15 protein-coding genes are annotated in these 16,665 nt (G+C 63.6%); 7 read left to right on the top strand and 8 right to left on the bottom strand.

The annotated features are described in order from the left end of the window. Positions 1–66 precede the first annotated feature (66 nt). Positions 67–999, top strand: coding sequence for a transcriptional regulator GcvA (gcvA, locus tag V3H56_RS11780; protein ID WP_338474677.1), 933 nt, complete (start codon positions 67–69; stop codon positions 997–999). On the opposite strand, the gene V3H56_RS11775 is transcribed toward gcvA, so the two are convergent. Further along, positions 988–1,626, bottom strand: coding sequence for a cupin domain-containing protein (locus V3H56_RS11775; RefSeq protein ID WP_052497376.1), 639 nt, complete (start codon positions 1,624–1,626; stop codon positions 988–990). The two genes, gcvA and V3H56_RS11775, sit on opposite strands and share 12 nt — an antisense overlap. Continuing rightward, positions 1,626–2,369 (bottom strand): SDR family oxidoreductase, encoded by a 744-nt coding sequence (locus V3H56_RS11770; protein WP_047735425.1) that lies wholly within the window; start codon positions 2,367–2,369, stop codon positions 1,626–1,628. Before V3H56_RS11770 ends, V3H56_RS11775 begins: the two co-directional genes overlap by 1 nt. Positions 2,370–2,614: 245 nt before the next feature. Between V3H56_RS11770 and V3H56_RS11765 the strand changes: the two genes are divergently transcribed. Next, positions 2,615–3,493, top strand: a complete 879-nt coding sequence (locus V3H56_RS11765; RefSeq protein ID WP_338474676.1) for a DMT family transporter — start codon at positions 2,615–2,617, stop codon at positions 3,491–3,493. Here the strand turns inward: V3H56_RS11765 and V3H56_RS11760 are convergent. From V3H56_RS11760 to V3H56_RS11745, 4 genes are all read right to left on the bottom strand, one after another. Then, a complete protein-coding gene (locus V3H56_RS11760) occupies positions 3,474–3,980 on the bottom strand; it encodes a cytochrome P460 family protein (protein WP_338474675.1) in 507 nt (168 codons plus the stop codon). The two genes, V3H56_RS11765 and V3H56_RS11760, sit on opposite strands and share 20 nt — an antisense overlap. Positions 3,981–4,005: 25 nt before the next feature. Continuing rightward, on the bottom strand, positions 4,006–5,343 hold the full coding sequence (locus V3H56_RS11755; protein ID WP_338474674.1) for an epoxide hydrolase family protein: 1,338 nt from the start codon (positions 5,341–5,343) through the stop codon (positions 4,006–4,008). A 173-nt stretch (positions 5,344–5,516) separates the two neighbouring features. Next, entirely contained in the window at positions 5,517–6,698 is a 1,182-nt protein-coding gene (locus V3H56_RS11750; RefSeq protein WP_338474673.1) for a XylR family transcriptional regulator, read from the bottom strand. Between the two features lie 61 nt (positions 6,699–6,759). Beyond that, positions 6,760–6,942: a hypothetical protein gene (locus tag V3H56_RS11745; protein ID WP_338474672.1), complete on the bottom strand. Its 183-nt coding sequence runs from the start codon at positions 6,940–6,942 to the stop codon at positions 6,760–6,762. A 63-nt stretch (positions 6,943–7,005) separates the two neighbouring features. Here V3H56_RS11745 and xylA point away from each other — a divergent pair, with 63 nt between their 5' ends. The 5 genes from xylA to V3H56_RS11720 all read left to right on the top strand — a co-directional run bounded on the left by xylA (position 7,006) and on the right by V3H56_RS11720 (position 14,907). Further along, the gene (gene xylA, locus V3H56_RS11740) at positions 7,006–8,322 is read left to right on the top strand and encodes a xylose isomerase (RefSeq protein ID WP_338474671.1); all 1,317 of its coding nucleotides are present in this window, start codon (positions 7,006–7,008) and stop codon (positions 8,320–8,322) included. A gap of 147 nt (positions 8,323–8,469) precedes the next feature. After that, the gene (gene xylF, locus V3H56_RS11735) at positions 8,470–9,471 is read left to right on the top strand and encodes a D-xylose ABC transporter substrate-binding protein (protein WP_042730152.1); all 1,002 of its coding nucleotides are present in this window, start codon (positions 8,470–8,472) and stop codon (positions 9,469–9,471) included. A 189-nt stretch (positions 9,472–9,660) separates the two neighbouring features. Continuing rightward, positions 9,661–11,217, top strand: a complete 1,557-nt coding sequence (xylG, locus tag V3H56_RS11730) for a D-xylose ABC transporter ATP-binding protein (protein ID WP_042730151.1) — start codon at positions 9,661–9,663, stop codon at positions 11,215–11,217. After that, a complete protein-coding gene (locus V3H56_RS11725; protein ID WP_042730150.1) occupies positions 11,218–12,354 on the top strand; it encodes a sugar ABC transporter permease in 1,137 nt (378 codons plus the stop codon). Positions 12,355–12,552: 198 nt separating this feature from the next. Continuing rightward, a complete protein-coding gene (locus V3H56_RS11720; RefSeq protein WP_338474670.1) occupies positions 12,553–14,907 on the top strand; it encodes an EAL domain-containing protein in 2,355 nt (784 codons plus the stop codon). Positions 14,908–14,910: 3 nt separating this feature from the next. Here the strand turns inward: V3H56_RS11720 and V3H56_RS11715 are convergent, their stop codons facing one another. Together V3H56_RS11715 and V3H56_RS11710 are read right to left on the bottom strand one after the other, a co-directional pair. After that, positions 14,911–15,360 (bottom strand): phosphate ABC transporter substrate-binding protein, encoded by a 450-nt coding sequence (locus V3H56_RS11715; RefSeq protein ID WP_259697609.1) that lies wholly within the window; start codon positions 15,358–15,360, stop codon positions 14,911–14,913. Then, on the bottom strand, positions 15,360–16,598 hold the full coding sequence (locus V3H56_RS11710; protein WP_338474669.1) for a porin: 1,239 nt from the start codon (positions 16,596–16,598) through the stop codon (positions 15,360–15,362). Before V3H56_RS11710 ends, V3H56_RS11715 begins: the two co-directional genes overlap by 1 nt. Between the last annotated feature and the right edge of the window lie 67 nt (positions 16,599–16,665).

The raw sequence follows: 16,665 nt of genomic DNA, 5'->3' as shown, positions 1-16,665 counted from the left end.
TTCTTCGCCGAAGCCCGCAACGTCACAACGCAGAAGATTTTGTTTTCCGGAATAGAAAAACTATCAATGACCAGCCCCGCTTACCTTAACGCGCTCCGTGCATTCGAGGCCGCAGCGCGACACCAGAGTTTCTCGGCCGCCGCGGCCGAGCTCAATGTCACTCCCGCAGCCGTTGGGCAACAGGTGCGTAATCTCGAGTCGTGGCTGGGCATCGCCCTGTTCATGCGTTCGAGCAGCGGCTCGGCGCGCCTGATGATCACTGACGCCGCTCGCGCGGCCCTGCCGGATATCAGGGAAGGGTTCGATCGTTTGTCCATAGGCCTTGCGCGGTTGAAGGACGCCAGCGTGCATGCCGGGCTGACCGTCACCGTAAGCCCGGCCTTCGCCTCGAAATGGCTACTGCCGCGGATCGAGCGCTTTCAACACGCCTACCCGACGCTGGACGTGCTGCTGGATACGAACGCCCGGTCCGTGGATTTCCAGGTCGAGCAGATTGACGTGGGGGTTCGCTACGGCGCGGGGAAATGGCCGGGGCTCACCGCCGTGCACTTGATGGACGAAGTGATCTTCCCGGTCTGCTCGCCGGATTTCCCGTTGCTTGAGGGTGGCCGTCTTGCAGCCGATGCCTTGGCGCAGTGCACGCTGATCCACGACCTGTCCATGGCCAACGACCGTGACTATCCCACCTGGCGCATGTGGCTGGACGCTTCCGGTTTCAACCAGATCAAGTCCGACCACGGCCTGAGGATCAACAATTCGGCTTCGGTACTGCAAGCGGCCATCGACGGCCAGGGCCTGGCACTCGCTCGCAGCGTCATGGTGCGCGACGACCTGGCGGCGGGTCGGCTGATCCGGCCGTTTGCGGACAAGGGCCTCGACTGCCCGCTGACCCAGGCTTACTACGCGGTGTACCGTCCCGAATGCAGTGAACTGCCCAAGGTCCAGGCCTTCAGGGACTGGCTGCTCGCCGAGGCCGGGCGCGCGGCCTCAGAGGCCTAGATCAGGCGAAGCGTCCTTGAGCCAGACCCGGGCACCTTGCGCGCCCGCCCTGGCTTCGAGAGGCTCGCCCGGCGGCAAGCGCATCCAGCCCAGGGGCTGCAAAGTGAAGTCCTCGCCCTGCAGTTCGCCTTCCAGCACCAGGAGTTCCAAGCCCCGCGGGTTGGCGTGCACATGAAGGCTGTCTGCCGGATAGCGTTGCGCGCAAACACGTTCGTACTCGCTCTCGAACAGCAGTTGATCGTCGCGTGCATCAAGCAGCACAACAAGTGGCTGCCGGTCCTGGCGATGAAACTGGCGCAAGCGCACGAAGATCATGCAGCCAGCGCTTGCTCCGGGAGCATGCCGGCTACCTGGAGGGTTGCGCACGTACGTGCCCGCCGGGTATCGACCATGCTCATCCTCGAAGACGCCCTCCAGCACCAGGAACTCTTCCCCGCCGCAATGGGTGTGCGCACTGAATGCACTGCCGGGTGCATACCGCACCAAGGAGGTGGCCCTTGCCTGTTCACCACCGACCCGATACAGCGGCCGCCGGTACACCCCTGCCAGTGGACTGCGGACCCACGGCTGCGTGGCACCCTGCACGATGGACCTGAGAGAGTGGTCTGCGTTGATCAACGGCTTCATCACAATTGCGCCCGCCCCCCGTCGACGACCATCTCGGCACCCAGCATGTAGCTGGACGCATCACTGGCCAGGAACAGCACTGCCGCGGCAATCTCCTCGGCCCGCCCCATGCGACCGATGGGCGCTTGCGCACCGACACGCTCGGCATAGGCGCGATACGCTTCGACGCTTTGATTGGGCTGATGATGAATGGGGGTCTCAATGGCGCCAGGGCTGACGGCGTTGACGCGGATGCGTCGTTCCAGCAACTCGGCCGAAAGCGTGCGCGCGAAGCTGCGCACGGCAGCCTTGGAGGCAGACAACAACGCCCGGCCTGGCGCACCGACCTGGTTCAGCCAGGACGTAGACAGGATGATCGCCCCCCCCGGACGCATGATCGGCTCAACGGCCTGCACCGAGAAAAAGACCCCTTTCACATTGATGTCCATGAGTTCGTCGTAGCGCTCCTCGGTGGTGCTCGACAACGGTGTGCCAAAGGCCACCCCGGCATTGGCGAAAAAGATGTCCAGGCCGCCGAACGCTTGCTCGACGGTCGCTGCCATCTGCCGCAGTTGCTCGCGTGATCGCACATCCGCCACCACCGTGATGACGCCGGGGCCCAGCGCTCTGCGCGCCTGTTCCAATTTCTCCGCATCGCGGCCGGTGATCGCCACGCGCGCGCCCTGCTCCAGCAACTTCTGCGCCGTTGCCAGGCCGATGCCTGAATTGCCGCCCGTGATCAGGGCTGTTTTTCCGGTGAGCATAGGACACTCCTGCAGCGAGCCGGGTGGTCGGGAACGTGGAGTGCATCGGCTCGCAAGTTCGCAGGATGGAACAAAGCCGGGCCATGGGACGACTGATTAAATCTATGCATGCGCCGTAGAAAATCTTTGTTGCGAGCATTCCACTACAAGGAAAAACATGTGGCCATCAGCGACCAAAGAGCCGGCCATCAAAGCCATCTCGGCGGCAATGCGAAAGTTTTTCTATCAAACGGAGCCTTCTGCCGATGACAACGATCACCCCCATCGGCCAACGCGAACGTCGTTTTCCCGGCTGGGTCTTCCAAGCGATGGTGTGCCTGGTGGCCTTTGCGGCCAATTCCATTTTTTGCCGGCAAGCGCTGATGCAGGATCAAATCGACCCTGCGTCATTCACCGCGATCCGCCTGCTCAGCGGTGCTGTGTTCCTGCTGTGCCTGATTCGGTCGCGCCAGCCTCGGCCTGCCATGGGCGGCAGTTGGCGGGCCGGTCTGGCGCTGTTTCTCTATGCTTACTTATTCTCCATTGCCTACGTCCGACTCGGTGCGGGCGTAGGCGCCTTGATCCTGTTCGGAGCCGTGCAGCTGACGATGTTCGCCTGCGCCTGGAAACAGGGCGAGCCGGTTCAGAAAAAAGCGCTGATCGGCATGTCCTTGGCCTTCTGCGGCCTGCTGGTCCTTTTACTACCGGGCGCCGACACCCCACCCATGGGCAGCGCCCTGCTCATGGCGGTCTCGGGAATGGCCTGGGGAGCCTACTCACTGCTCGGCAAAGGCTGCGCCAACCCACTCGCAGACACCGCCGGCAACTTTGCCAGAACCCTGGCAATGCTGTGTGTGCTCGGCCCGATCATGCTCCTTGGCAGCCACCCGCGCCTGAGCGTGCCCGGCGTGCTTTATGCGCTGGCTTCCGGCATCCTGGCCTCTGGCTGCGGCTACGCGCTCTGGTATGGCACGGTCAAGAAAATCAGCGCACAACACGCCGCAACGCTGCAGCTCGGCGTGCCCATCCTCGCCTCGCTGGGCGGCGTATGGCTGCTGGATGAACCCATGTCGATCCGCTTGTTGACGGTCTCCATCGTTGTGTTGGGCGGCATTGCACTATCACTTAGGGCGCGAATCGCGTGAAGACCAAATCGTGGTTCTGGACCCGGGCCTGATGGCAGGCGAAGCAGGTCTGGTGCTGTGCCTCATCGGCGGGCTTGCCGTTGATAAAGCGACCGAATCCCCAGCCGCCGGTCGACGCGTATCTCTGCGAGTCCTTGACCATCACCTGGACGGTAGTGGCCGCACCGGGGATCGAGGCCGGCTCGAACTCCGGCGACTGGACGTGCTTCCAGGCCAGCTTCACCAGCACCGTGCCGTCGGGGAACGGCAGGGTTGAATCCTGATAGGCCTTCATCGCCAGACCATTGCCCACCACGGCTCGAAGTTCGTTCAGCGGCGTGGCTTCCTGGGCCGGGGCGATCAGGGCCCATTGGCGATAGCCCTCGGGAAGTTTCACCCCATAGATCGGCGAAACCTCGCCGCCCCCGTCATCGCCCAGGACCAGGCCAGCCGTGCCCCATGTCGCGGCGGCCACGGCGGCGGACATCGCCAGATGCTTGAGTTTCATCGTTGCTCTCCTGTGTGCCGAACGGTTACTTCGTCGCGGCACGTAACGGCCGGAACGCTTCGCGCAACTCTTCGCTGAACAATTGCGGCTGCTCCCAGGCAGCGAAGTGCCCCCCCTTGCCGACCTCGCTGAAGTAGGACAGCGATGGATAGGCACGCTGGGCCCAGGTCTTCGGCGCGCGGTAGATCTCCTGCGGGAACACGCTGATCGCCACCGGGACCTTGATGTTCGTGGTTTTCTGCGCGGCGGCGCTGAAGTTATTGTTGTTGTTCTCCCAATAGAAACGGGAGGACGAGGCACCGGAGTCGGTCAGCCAGTACAAGCTGATGTCGTCGAGCATTTCATCGCGGCTGAGTACGCGCTCAGGCTGGCCGTCGCTGTCGGTCCAGGCCGCGAATTTCTCGTACATCCAGGCCGCCGTACCGGTGGGCGAATCGGCCAGCAGGTAACCGATAGTCTGCGGCCGGGTTACCATCATTGCGCCGTAGGCGGCATTGCGGCCGAAGAACGTGCTCAGCGAGCGGTAGGCCGTGCGTTCCGGTTCGGTGAGCCCGGCCGGGGCCGGATCGCCGCTGTTGATCGGTTTCACCAGCTCCGGCGGCACGGTCGCTGGCATGTTCAAGTGGATCCCCAGCAGTCCGGGTGGCGCCAGGCGCCCCAGGGCATCGGAGATCACAGAACCGTGATCGCCGCCCTGGGACACGTAATGGCTGTAGCCCAACCGCTTCATCAACACGTCCCAGGCTTTCGCCACTCGGTCGGGGCCCCAGCCCAGTTCGGTCGGCTTGCCGGAAAAACCATGGCCGGGAATCGAAGGGATCACCACGTCGAAGGCATCCTCGGCGCGACCACCGTAGGCAGTCGGGTCGGTCAACGGGCCGATCGTCTTGAGGAATTCGAATTGCGAACCCGGCCAGCCGTGGGTGAGGATCAGCGGCATCGCGTTGGGGTGGCGCGAACGCACGTGGATGAACTGAATGTCGACACCATCGATGGTGGTGACGAACTCCGGCAAGGCGTTGAGTCGGGCCTCTGCCTTGCGCCAGTCGTAGCCGTCGCCCCAATACTTGACCAACGCCTGCACCTGGGCCAGCTGCACACCCTGGGAGGTGTCGCTGACGGTTTCCTTGTCCGGCCAGCGCGTGGCGGCGATGCGCTGGCGCAGCTCGGTCAACTTGGCGTCATCGACGTGAATGCGGTACGGGCGAATGGCTTGCGACCCGGCCTGCGCGGCGCTGGCGGTGGGGTCCTGTGCGGCCGAGGCCTCGGCGCTGGCGGCGAGCACGGCAAGACCGAGCGCACTGGCCGCGCCGGCTGAAACCAGGTAACGCTGCCAGGTAAAAACGAGCGGGGCTGCAAGCATGGTGAATCTCCTTTTGATGCCCAGAGGGACGGCAACGGCCGTCCCGACGCAGGCCATTTAAGGCCCCATGGGTATCGCGGATGTGTCACCAACGGACGCTAAAGCAACAGTCCGTATCGCAGTGGGGGCTGGATACACAGGGATACAGAGGTGGCGAGAAGGCGGCGCTACAGTCACTCCACCGCTTGTGCCTGCTGATACTCCCGAGGCGTACAGCCGAACTCACGCCGGAACACGGTGTGCAGGTACTGCGCCGATTTGAAGCCGCAACGCTGGGCAATGTCGGCAATCGGCGCATCGGTGTTTTCCAGTCCATTGGCGGCCGCAGCCAGCTTGAAGCGCAGGATCTCGTCGTGAACGCTGCACCCGCGCACCTTGCGAAAATGCGATTCCAGGGATGAACGCGACACGCCGACATACGCCGCCACCTGGGCGGTCTTGATGCCCTGGCAGGCGTATTGGCGGATGAACAGCAGCGCCTGCATGACGTAGGGATTGCCCAGCGGCTGGTGCAGGCTGGAGACCTGCACATTGATCGCATCCGGCGGAACCAGGATCTGCGTGCCCGTGGACGGCATGCCGTGGAGCATCTGGTGCAGCAGGCGCGCCGCGGTCCGGCCCATGGTTTCGGTGCCCTGGATCACCGAACTCAGTGGCACCCGCGTCAGGCTGCGGGTCAGCGGATCGTTGTCGATGCCGATCAACGCCACCTGCTCCGGGACGGCGATTCCGGCGGTCAGGCAGGCTTGCAACAGTTGGCGGGCGCGGGCATCGCTGACGGCAATGATGCCGATGGGTTTGGGCAGGCTTTGCAGCCAGGCGATCTGCTGTTCGACGGCGCTGTCCCAGAGCGGCGCGCTGGTGCCCATGCCGCGGTAGATCTCGGCGGGCAGGCCGTCGCGCTGCACCAGGTGGCGAAAGGCTTTTTCCCGCTCCTGGGCCCAACGATTGGCCTGTGCCTCGGGCAGGCTGAAACAGGCGAAGCGCGTCAGGCCGGCCTCGATCAAGTGCTCATAGGCCAGCGTCATCAACGCGTCGTTGTCGGTGGCGACGTAAGGGATGCCCTTCGGGTAGGCCCGCGCATCCTGGTAGGAACCGCCCACTGCCACCACGGGCAGCTTGATCCCCGCCAGCGCCTCGCCGATCAGCGGGTCGTCGAAATCGGCAATGATGCCGTCGCCCTGCCAGCGCTCGATGCCCTTGAGGCGACAGAGGAAATCCTCTTCGAGGAACAGGTCCCACGAAGCGCGGGTGCTGCTCAGGTAATTGCCGATGCCGCTGATGATCCCACGGTCGTAGATCTTGCTGCCGTTGAACAACAGGGCGATGCGGTGAACGGGCGGGACGGTTTTCATTGTTTGAACCCTTGGCCGATGGACACAGACCAGTCTCTGTCTGAAAAGCCTTGATACTCGTTCATGCTGCGTTGAAAACCGGCTCGGAATGCTCATTTACTCCAGTAAAGTCGAGCGCGACCCCGACCGTTCCTCGCCGGTTTTCGCCTTGCCTGACCTTCGTCTCAAGACTTTTCAAACAGAGACTAGGCTTGCTCGCGCCCAAGCTCAATACAAAATCGAACTGCCCGTTGGTGATTTTCATAATCAGCAGCCTCAGGTCCGGCGCTAGTATCGAGACACCGCCAAGAATAAAAAGGACACAGCCATGCCGTACTTCCCCGGTGTCGACAAGATTCGCTTCGAGGGTGCCGCCAGCGGCGCACCCCTCGCCTTCCGCCACTACGACGCCGACAAGCTCATCCTCGGCAAGCCCATGCGCGACCACCTGCGCATGGCGGTCTGCTACTGGCATTCGTTCGTCTGGCCGGGGTCCGACGTGTTCGGTGCCGGCACGTTCAAGCGCCCCTGGCAGCACGCCGGCGACCCCATGGAACTGGCCATCGGCAAGGCTGAAGCGGCCTTCGAGTTCTTCAGCAAACTGGGCATCGATTACTACTGCTTCCACGACACCGATGTCGCCCCCGAGGGCAGCTCGCTGCGCGAGTATCGCAACCATTTCGCGCAGATGGTCGATCACCTGGAACGCCATCAGGAACAGACCGGCATCCGATTGCTGTGGGGCACCGCCAACTGCTTCAGCAACTCGCGCTTTGCCGCCGGCGCGGCAAGCAACCCGGACCCGGAAGTCTTCGCCTGCGCCGCCGCCCAGGTGTTCAGTGCCATGAACGCGACCCTGCGGCTCAAAGGCGCCAACTACGTGTTGTGGGGTGGCCGCGAGGGCTACGAAACCCTGCTCAATACCGACCTCAAGCGCGAGCGCGAGCAACTGGGTCGGTTCATGCGCATGGTGGTCGAGCACAAGCACAAGATCGGCTTCAAGGGCGACCTGCTCATCGAACCCAAGCCCCAGGAGCCGACCAAACACCAATACGATTACGACACCGCCACAGTGTTCGGCTTCCTCCAGCAGTTCGGCCTGGAGCGCGAGATCAAGGTCAACATCGAGGCCAACCACGCGACCCTGGCCGGGCACAGCTTCCACCACGAGATCGCCACCGCGACGTCGCTGGGGATCTTCGGCAGCATCGACGCCAACCGGGGCGATCCGCAAAACGGCTGGGACACCGACCAGTTCCCCAACAGCGTCGAGGAAATGACCCTGGCCACTTATGAAATCCTCAAGGCCGGAGGGTTCACCCACGGTGGATTCAACTTCGACTCCAAGGTTCGTCGCCAGAGCGTGGACGATGTCGATCTGTTCCACGGCCATGTCGCCGCCATGGATGTCCTGGCCCTGGCCCTGGAGCGCGCGGCCGCCATGGTCCAGGACGATCAGTTGCAACGGTTCAAGGACCAACGCTACGCCGGCTGGCAGCAGCCGTTCGGCCAGGCAGTGCTGGCGGGCGACTACAGCCTCGCGGCGCTGGCTGAACATGCCTTCGACAACGCGTTGAACCCCCAAGCGGTCAGTGGCCGACAGGAGATGCTCGAGAACGTGGTCAACCGGTTCATCTACCCCTGACCCAGGACTGCACCGGGAGCCTGCGAGCCTGTGACATTCGCGCGACAAATCTGTGCCCACACCGCCGCGCAACGCTCTACAGTCTTACCGGCATCCCGCTCATCGTCAGGACGTGTCTTTCAAACAACAATAAAAGGACGCACTACCATGAAAACATTCAAACGCACGTTGCTCGCCGGCGCCCTCGCCCTGCTCTCGCTCCCGGTCATGGCCGACGCCGCGCACCCGAAAATTGGCTTCTCCATCGATGACCTGCGCCTGGAACGCTGGTCGCGGGACCGCGACTACTTCGTCGCGGCAGCGGAAAAACTCGAGGCCAAGGTCTTCGTCCAGTCGGCCGACGCCAACGAGCAGAAGCAGATCTCGCAGATCGAGAACCTCATCTCCCGGGGCGTCGACGTGATTGTCATCGTGCCATTTAACGCCACCGTGCTGACCAACGCCGTCGCCGAAGCCAAGAAGGCCGGAATCAAGGTGGTGTCCTACGACCGGCTGATCCTCAACGCCGACATCGACGCCTACATTTCCTTCGATAACGAAAAGGTCGGCGAAATGCAGGCCAGCGGCGTGTTGCAAGCGGCGCCCAAGGGTAATTACTTCCTGCTCGGCGGCGCCCCGACGGACAACAACGCCAAGGTGCTGCGTGAAGGCCAGATGAAAGTGCTGCAACCGGCCATCGACAAGGGCGACATCAAGATCGTCGGCCAGCAATGGGTGAAGGAATGGAACCCCACCGAAGCCCTGAGCATCGTCGAGAACGCCCTGACCCGCAACAGCAACAAGATCGACGCCATCGTCGCCTCCAACGACGCCACCGCAGGCGGTGCGATCCAGGCCCTCGCGGCCCAGAAAATGGCCGGCAAGGTGCCGATCTCGGGCCAGGACGCCGACCTGGCGGCGGTCAAGCGGGTGATCGACGGCACCCAGACCATGACCGTCTACAAGCCCCTGAAGCTGATCGCCACCGAAGCCGCCAAGCTCTCGGTGCAACTGGCACGCAACGAGAAACCCACCTACAGCTCGCAGTACGACAACGGCAGCAAGAAGGTCGACACCATCCTGCTCACCCCGACCCCGCTGACCAAGGACAACATCGACCTGCTGGAAAAGGACGGCTTCTACACCAAGGCGCAGATCGCCGGGCAATGAGTTGAGCACCACCTTGTAGAGACCTGTGGGAGCGGGCTTGCCCGCGAAAGCGATATATGACGCACCGTCATTATCAACTGCTCGACCGCCTTCGCGAGCAAGCCCGCTCCCACAAGGTCTGGCATGAGGGTGAGTGTGGCCCTCGGCGGCGCCCGCTTATGCGTAAGTCCTTCTCCACGAGTCCTTGCCATGTCCGATTACCTGCTGCAAATGAACGGCATCGTCAAGACCTTTGACGGTGTCAAGGCCCTGAACGGCATCGATATCAAGGTCCGGCCCGGTGAGTGCGTCGGCCTGTGCGGCGAGAACGGCGCGGGCAAATCCACGCTGATGAAAGTCCTGTCGGCGGTCTACCCCCATGGCACCTGGGAGGGCGAAATCCTCTGGGACGGCCAGCCGCTCAAGGCGCAATCGATCAGCGACACCGAAGCCGCCGGGATCGTCATCATCCACCAGGAGCTGACCCTGGTCCCCGACCTGTCGGTGGCCGAAAACATCTTCATGGGCCACGAGCTGACCCTGCCCGGCGGGCGCATGAATTACCCGGCCATGATCCATCGCGCCGAAGCCCTGATGCGGGAGCTCAAGGTGCCGGACATGAACGTCTCGCTGCCGGTGTCCCAGTACGGCGGCGGCTACCAGCAACTGGTGGAAATCGCCAAGGCCCTGAACAAGCAGGCGCGCCTGCTGATCCTCGACGAGCCCTCCTCGGCCCTGACCCGCTCGGAAATCGAGGTGCTGCTGGACATCATCCGCGACCTCAAGGCCAAGGGCGTCGCCTGCGTGTACATCTCCCACAAGCTCGACGAAGTGGCCGCCGTGTGCGACACGATTTCGGTGATCCGCGACGGCAAGCACATCGCCACGACCGCCATGGCCGACATGGACATCCCGAAGATCATCACCCAGATGGTCGGGCGAGAAATGAGCAACCTCTACCCCACCGAACCCCATGAGGTGGGCGAGGTGATCTTCGAGGCGCGCCACATCACCTGCTACGACATCGACAACCCCAGGCGCAAACGGGTCGACGACATCTCGTTCGTGCTCAAGCGTGGGGAAATCCTCGGCATCGCCGGGCTGGTCGGCGCCGGCCGCACGGAGCTGGTGTCGGCGCTGTTCGGCGCCTACCCCGGCCGCCACGAAGGCGAAGTCTGGCTCGACGGCCAGCCGATCGATACGCGCACCCCGCTCAAGGCGATCCGCGCCGGCCTGTGCATGGTCCCCGAAGACCGCAAGCGCCAGGGCATCATCCCGGACCTGGGCGTGGGCCAGAACATCACCCTGGCCGTGCTGGACACTTATTCACGCCTGACCCGCATCGATGCCGAGGCCGAGCTGGGCAGCATCGACAAGGAAATCGCGCGCATGCACCTCAAGACCGCGAGCCCGTTCCTGCCAATCACCAGCCTGTCGGGCGGCAACCAGCAAAAAGCCGTGCTGGCGAAAATGCTCCTGGCCCAGCCCCGGGTGTTGATCCTCGATGAACCGACCCGCGGGGTGGACGTCGGCGCCAAGTATGAGATCTACAAGCTGATGGGCGCGCTGGCGGCCGACGGCGTGTCGATCATCATGGTCTCCTCGGAACTGGCCGAGGTGCTGGGGGTGTCCGACCGGGTGCTGGTGATCGGCGAAGGCCAGTTGCGCGGCGACTTCATCAACCACGAACTGACCCAGGAACAGGTGCTCGCCGCCGCGCTCAGCCACCCCGATGGCCATCACAATAATGATCGGAAGTCCGCGTAGATGAATCAGGTCAAACAACTGTTCTCCCGCTACAAAATGCTCGCGCTGGTGATCGCCGTGGCGATGATCTGGCTGTTCTTCAGCTGGCAGACCGAGGGCGGCTTCCTGACCCCGCGCAACCTTTCCAACCTGCTGCGGCAAATGTCCATCACCGGGATCCTGGCCTGCGGCATGGTGCTGGTGATCATCAGCGGCGAGATCGACCTGTCGGTGGGGTCCTTGCTGGGGCTGCTGGGTGGGCTCGCGGCGATCCTTGATGTGGTCTATCACATCCCGCTGCTGGCGAACCTGAGCCTGGTCGCCCTGTGTGGCCTGGTGATCGGCCTGGGCAACGGCTACATGACCGCCTACCTGCGCATCCCCTCGTTCATCGTCGGCCTGGGCGGCATGCTTGCCTTTCGCGGGATCCTGCTGGGGGTCACCGGCGGGACCACCATCGCCCCGGTGTCGCCGGAGCTGGTCTACGTCGGCCAGGGCTATCTGCCGCACGCCGTGGGCACCGGGCTGGGCGTGGTGCTGTTCGCCCTGACCCTGTTCCTGACCTGGAAACAGCGGCGCAATCGAGCTTTGCATGGCCTGGCGGCGCACTCGTTGGTACGCGACGTGCTGCGGGTGGTGCTGATCGGCGCGGTGCTGGCCGGCTTCGTCTACACCCTCAACAGCTACGACGGCATCCCGGTGCCGGTGCTGCTTTTGCTGGTGCTGCTCGGCGTGTTCAGCTACGTCACCAGCCAGACCGTGTTTGGCCGGCGGGTGTATTCGGTGGGCAGCAACATGGAAGCCACGCGCCTGTCGGGTATCAACGTGCAAGCGGTGAAACTGTGGATCTTCGGCATCATGGGGGTGATGTGCGCCCTGGCCGGCGTGGTCAACACCGCGCGCCTGGCAGCGGGTTCGCCCTCGGCCGGCAACATGGGCGAGCTCGATGCCATCGCCGCCTGCTTCATCGGTGGCACTTCGATGCGCGGCGGCTCCGGCACGGTCTACGGCGCCCTCCTCGGCGCGCTGGTCATCACCAGCCTGGACAACGGCATGTCGATGCTCGACGTCGACAGTTACTGGCAGATGATCGTCAAGGGCAGCATCCTGGTGCTGGCGGTGTGGGTCGACGTGAGCACCCGCACCGGACGACGCTGAGCCGGGACTGGCGATGGCCCCGACGCCGTCGCCACCACGTGGCACGGCACAGGCCAAGGGCATTTTTTGGTCTATAGTTTCCAGCGAACCCGTTGATACACCTTTTCGCATGGACGCAATCGGGAGCTTCGGCCATCCGTCTCTTCCCCGGCGGATGTCCGCTAACCTGGAATGCCGGTACAACGCACGGAGCACATCATGTCGATCCAACGGACGAGTGGACTGAGGCAGGCTCGCGGTGTCGCCACCGATGCATCGCCCCGTCCCCCAGCCCGGCTCTTTCGACATGGCCTCGACCGCATAAGGGAAGCCTACGTCCTGCTGCCGCTGCTGGCGCTGCTCCTGCTGATCGCCCTCTGGTCCGCCACCCTCTATCTCATCCAGGTCGAACAAACCCGCGCCCAGCGCAACGCCGCGACATTGAGCCTGGAAATCAGCGCTACCTATGAGGCTCAGATGCTGCGCGCGGTGCGTGAAATCGACCAGACCCTCAAGCTCGTCAAGTACGCCTACGAGGCGCAAGGCGAGCACAACCCACTCACCGGGCTCAGGGAGCGAGCGCTGTTGCCGCCGGCCCTGTTGTTCGACGTGAGCGTGGTCGACGCCGACGCCCAACTGGTCGCCAGCACCCGCGCCAACGACACCAGCCATGGCAATGACCCGCAAGAACTGCGCACGCTACGGCACAACGACACGCTGCTGGTCAGCCGTCCCTGGAAAGACCCGCGCACCGGAGAATGGCGATTGCGCTTCAGCCGGCGCCTCGATGGGCCGCAGGGCACGCTCTCGGGGATGGCCCGCGTCGAGGTGGATGCGGCCTACTTCGTCAGCAGCTATGACCCCTCGAAACTTGGCGTCCAAGGGGTACTCGGGCTGCTGGGCACCGACGGGGTGTTCCGGGTCCGGCGCACCGGCGATACCCTGCTGGCGGGCGATACGGTCGACTACGCAGCGCTGGTGCCAGACACCGAGGACACCCAGGCGCTGCTGCTGGTCAACCATTGGGACGGCGTGCGCCGCTACACCAGTGCCCGCCAGCTCTACGACGTTCCCCTGGCGGTGATCGTCGGGCTGTCCGAAGAGGAACAACTGCTTGCCGTGACCCGCCAGGCCCAGGTCTATTTGCATCGAGCCACCGCAGCCAGCCTGCTGCTGATCTGCCTGGCGGGCCTGCTCAGCCGGATGAGCTGGCAATTGGCGCAAAGCCGTCTGCAGGCTGCCGAAGCCAAGGTCGCCTACGCCGAACGCGTCGAATACCTGGCCTACCACGACGGCCTCACCGCGCTGCCGAACCGCAGCCTGTTCAGCAAACTGCTGGTGCAGAACATTCGCGAAGCCAGCCGTTATCGACGCCAGATGGCCGTACTGTTCCTCGACCTCGACCGCTTCAAACTGATCAACGACACCCTCGGCCACGATGCCGGCGACCAGTTGCTGCAAGAAGTCGCCCACCGTCTCAAGACCTGTCTGCGCGAAAGCGACATCGTCGCCCGCCTGGGCGGCGACGAATTCGTGATCCTGCTGCCGCAGCTGTCGGATGAACAGTACGTAGGGGCCACCGCCCAGAAAATCCTCGGGGCGATTGCCAGGCCCTTCAACCTGCAAGGGCAAGAGTTTCGCGTGACCGCCAGCATTGGCATCAGCCTGTACGACCGCGACGGCCAGGACGAACAGACCCTGAAGAAAAACGCCGACATCGCCATGTACCAGGCCAAGCAGCAGGGCAAAAACACCTTCCAGTTCTACTCCGAGCGCTTGAACGCCGAATCACTGGAGCGGCAAACCCTCGAACTGGGCTTGCGCCATGCCTTGGAACGGGATGAGTTCAGGCTTCACTACCAGGCCAAGCGCGACATCCGCAGCGGGCAGATCACCGGCATGGAAGCGCTGTTGCGCTGGGAACACCCCGACCTTGGCCTGGTGGCGCCCATGCAGTTCATTCCGGTGGCCGAAGAGACGGGCCTGATCGTGTCCATCGGTCAATGGGTGCTGCGGACGGCTTGCCTGCAAAATGTCGCCTGGCAACAACAGGGACTGGCGCGGTTGTGCGTGGCCGTGAACCTGACGGCCCGGCAGTTCTTCGACGACGCGCTGCTGAGCGACCTTGTCACTGTCCTGGCCGAGACCGGCATGGACGCCAACCTGCTGGAACTGGAGATCGCCGAGAGCCTGCTGATGCAGGACGTCAAGGCTGCCCTCCAGGTCCTGACCGGGCTCAAGCAACTGAACGTGCGCATCGCCATCGACGATTTCGGCGTCGGCTACTCATCGCTCTCGGCCCTGCAGCAGTTCCCGCTCGACGCCATCAAGATCGACCGCTCGTTCATCCGGGACGTGGCCCAGGTATCGGAGGACCGGGCCTTGACCGAGGCCATCATCACCATGGGTCGCAGCCTCAGCCTGACGGTGGTGGCCCAGGGCGTGGAAACCAAGGAGCAAGCCGACTTCCTGCGGGACAACGCCTGCGATGAATTCCAGGGGTTCTACTTCAACAAGCCGATGCCCGCCGACCAGTTCCAGGCCTTGCTGCAAGCGCAAGCGCCTCACCCCTAGCCCTCACGGCGGATCCGCCGGCAGCACCCGGACGCTGTCGTCCACGTCTCGCGCATCGATGTAGCCGACACTGTCGGGATGGCTGGCCAGGTACTTCTTCACCTCCGCGCTGCTGCCAAGGGTTTGCGGCGGTTGGCCCCGACCGGTAAAAATGATCTTCGACCAGTGCGCCTTGAGCTGGGCGGCGGACTTGCCGGTGAAGCGGGTGTAAAACTCGTCGCGAATCGCCGAGCCCTCGGGCAAATCAATGGGAACGGCCTGCCCGCCATCGGGAAAACGATTGGTCTTGCCCAGGAAGATATTCGCCACCTGGCTGCCCGCCAGCGTCTTCACCGGGCTGGCACTGGCAACGACCACCACCACCTCGGCCATCGCCAGCGTGCTGCCAGCGGACAATACGACGCCTGCCACCGCACACCCCGTGTGCTTGAGAAAGCGCATGATCGGGCCCATCAGAACACGAAATCCACGGCGACGCTGAGCAGGCTGAACGAGCCACCGGGCTCGAAGTCCGGCTGGAAATTGGTCAACGGTCCAGTGGCGGTGCTGCCAAGGCGTGTGTGGTCGTACTGCAGCTTGGCGTCCATGTTCTTGGTGAAGTCCCAGCGCACGCCCAGGGACAGGGTCTGCTGGCGGCTACCTGAGCCGAGGATGCCGTTGAGCGCGCCGTTGAGCTCACCCGCCGGCCCCACGAGTTCAGGCGGCAGGTTCGAGGTGTCCAGCCCCTCGGTGGACGTTTCGCTCAGGGTCTTGGAACGTGCATAGGTGATATAGGGTGTGAACGCATTGATCCTGTAGCCGCTGCTGACGTACCAGGCGCTCATCTCGCCAAACGCCGCGTGGCTTTTGAAATGCCCCCATTCGCCCATGATGAACCAGTCGCCTGGATCGTAGATGGCGCCCACGCCGACGAAGTTGAAATGCTTGCCTTTGGTGTCATAGCGGTCGGCAATGTCGTTGCCCTGCGCGCCGAACTGCCGGAAATCATCGAACAGCGGGTTGAAGGGCTCGTAGGTCAAATGCGTCTGCTGGAAGGTGATGCGCGTGGTCAAGGCGCCGTATTCGGTCAGGTTGGAAACGCCCCACGATTCCCGGGCGCGGGTTTCACCCGTGCCGTGGGGCATCTTCACCGTGCTCTGGCCCACGTTGCCCTGCACCGTGTTGGCAACATCGCCCACGTGCAGCCGGTAGCTGAGGTCCATGCCGTCGGTGCTGGTCACAGGGATCATGCTGTAGACCTCGCCCGGCGGCCGTACCCAGGGGAGCGTGTAGCCGACCTTGCGAGTGTCGGAAAACAGGAAGGCCGGCTGCACCGTGCGACCGATGCGCAGGCTGAAATCCGGCGTGACCTGGTACTTGAAGTTCGCCCACTCCAGGGAGGGCCGGTAACTGTTGTCGTAACGTTGCTCCGAAATGACCTGCACCACCGCAGAAAGCTGCGGGTTGAAACGGGCGGTCAGTTGGGCCCCGATCAAGCTGTCGACATCGGCGCTCCAGTCGCGGGTGTGCCCGGCACCATTGGGCTTGTAGATGCTGGAGGTGTAGTCGGCGTTTTTCTCGTTGGAGTGAACCATCCCCACCGTGCCGAAGCTGCTCACTGAAAACGTCGGGCCCTGGGCGTCAGCGGCGTGCGCGGTGCAGGCGTACAGGGCCATCACGGCCAACGCCAGGGGGTTGAGTCGTGGCGTCATGGGTCAGTGCAGCCCTATGGCAAGGGAGATTTCATCCAGGCTCGCTGGCGCCCTGGAACGTGTAACG

The sequence above is a fragment of the Pseudomonas sp. MS646 genome, assembly GCF_036693845.1.
Lineage (GTDB): Bacteria > Pseudomonadota > Gammaproteobacteria > Pseudomonadales > Pseudomonadaceae > Aquipseudomonas > Aquipseudomonas chlororaphis_E.
Note: the sequence above shows the minus strand (reverse complement) of the source record. Positions and strands in the feature narration are given on the sequence as shown.

Bases quoted from the DNA above. Each gene is read 5' to 3' on its own strand.
- gcvA (WP_338474677.1), top strand. From the start codon at position 67: ATGACCAGCCCCGCTTACCTTAACGCGCTCCGTGCATTCGAGGCCGCA.
- V3H56_RS11775 (WP_052497376.1), bottom strand. From the start codon at position 1,626: ATGAAGCCGTTGATCAACGCAGACCACTCTCTCAGGTCCATCGTGCAG.
- V3H56_RS11770 (WP_047735425.1), bottom strand. From the start codon at position 2,369: ATGCTCACCGGAAAAACAGCCCTGATCACGGGCGGCAATTCAGGCATC.
- V3H56_RS11765 (WP_338474676.1), top strand. From the start codon at position 2,615: ATGACAACGATCACCCCCATCGGCCAACGCGAACGTCGTTTTCCCGGC.
- V3H56_RS11760 (WP_338474675.1), bottom strand. From the start codon at position 3,980: ATGAAACTCAAGCATCTGGCGATGTCCGCCGCCGTGGCCGCCGCGACA.
- V3H56_RS11755 (WP_338474674.1), bottom strand. From the start codon at position 5,343: ATGCTTGCAGCCCCGCTCGTTTTTACCTGGCAGCGTTACCTGGTTTCA.
- V3H56_RS11750 (WP_338474673.1), bottom strand. From the start codon at position 6,698: ATGAAAACCGTCCCGCCCGTTCACCGCATCGCCCTGTTGTTCAACGGC.
- V3H56_RS11745 (WP_338474672.1), bottom strand. From the start codon at position 6,942: ATGAAAATCACCAACGGGCAGTTCGATTTTGTATTGAGCTTGGGCGCG.
- xylA (WP_338474671.1), top strand. From the start codon at position 7,006: ATGCCGTACTTCCCCGGTGTCGACAAGATTCGCTTCGAGGGTGCCGCC.
- xylF (WP_042730152.1), top strand. From the start codon at position 8,470: ATGAAAACATTCAAACGCACGTTGCTCGCCGGCGCCCTCGCCCTGCTC.
- xylG (WP_042730151.1), top strand. From the start codon at position 9,661: ATGTCCGATTACCTGCTGCAAATGAACGGCATCGTCAAGACCTTTGAC.
- V3H56_RS11725 (WP_042730150.1), top strand. From the start codon at position 11,218: ATGAATCAGGTCAAACAACTGTTCTCCCGCTACAAAATGCTCGCGCTG.
- V3H56_RS11720 (WP_338474670.1), top strand. From the start codon at position 12,553: ATGTCGATCCAACGGACGAGTGGACTGAGGCAGGCTCGCGGTGTCGCC.
- V3H56_RS11715 (WP_259697609.1), bottom strand. From the start codon at position 15,360: ATGGGCCCGATCATGCGCTTTCTCAAGCACACGGGGTGTGCGGTGGCA.
- V3H56_RS11710 (WP_338474669.1), bottom strand. From the start codon at position 16,598: ATGACGCCACGACTCAACCCCCTGGCGTTGGCCGTGATGGCCCTGTAC.